Source organism: Mesorhizobium sp. M7A.F.Ca.CA.001.08.2.1, from assembly GCF_003998455.1.
GTDB classification, from domain to species: domain Bacteria; phylum Pseudomonadota; class Alphaproteobacteria; order Rhizobiales; family Rhizobiaceae; genus Mesorhizobium; species Mesorhizobium ciceri.
Map to the genome: position 1 here is coordinate 1 of NZ_RZPW01001248.1, position 972 is coordinate 972.

The following is a 972-nucleotide window of genomic DNA, read 5'->3' on the forward strand; positions in this document are numbered from 1 at the left end:
CGCCCCTAAATAACCCGACCCGCCGTTGCCGCCACTGCCACCGACCGATTGCGCAAGGATGGCCTTCGAGCCCATGCCGCCGACATGAATGTCACCTTTGTGGGTGACCGTGACCTGGTTGCTGAGATTGCCATCGCCGCCACCGCCGCCGATCGCCACGGAAGCGGCGCCGAACAGACCGACGGCAAACGTTCCGACAGATCCGCCATTGCCGCCACCGCCGGCCGACCGACTGGGCGAGAATGCCGTGTGAGAGGGAGCCCACGGTCGTGATGTTGGTGGTGTTCTTGACCTCTACCTCGCCGGCCGCGCCGCCGGCCCCGCCTTTGCCACCGATGCCGACCGCGGCAAAGGCGCCGGCCGCCATCGCGAACCCGCCGTCGCCGCCCGAGCCGCCGACCGACTGCGCGAAGATGCCGATCGACATATCCTTGTCCGTGCTGATCAGGCCTGTGTTTTCGACATAGACCTTCTTGCTCCCGCCGCCCGACGCGCCATCGCCGCCAAGCGAGAAGGACGGCCCGCCAACCGAGACGGCAAATCCGCCTGAGCCGCCACCGCCGCCGATCGACTGCGCCAGGATGCCATGAGACTGGACACCTTCGGTGTGTACCGCCGCGCCATTGGTGACATCGACGGTCCAGCCCGTGCCGCCGCCACCTCCCTTGCCACCGATTGTGACGTTGGCGCCGAGGCCGGCGGAAGCCGTGCCGCCGCCATTGCCGCCGCCGCCGCCGATCGACTGGGCGATGATACCGGTGGAGCGGTCGCCAAGCGTGTGAATCAGCCCTGAATTGATGCCGACCGTCACTGCCTTGGCGTCGCTGGCAGTGCCGGCCTTGCCGCCGATGCTGACAGCAGCCACAAGACCCGCGCCGTTCAACGAGAAGCCGCCATTGCCGCCGCCGCCGCCGACCGACTGCACGATGATGCCGGCCGAGTCCGACTGATGGGTCGTGACGTCAAGTGTTG

1 pseudogene is annotated in these 972 nt (G+C 67.9%); it reads right to left on the reverse strand.

Annotated features, from left to right (window positions below):
• Positions 1 to 91: 91 nt before the first annotated feature.
• Positions 92 to 972 (reverse strand): annotated as a pseudogene (locus EN914_RS36575) (hypothetical protein); the annotation flags it as partial.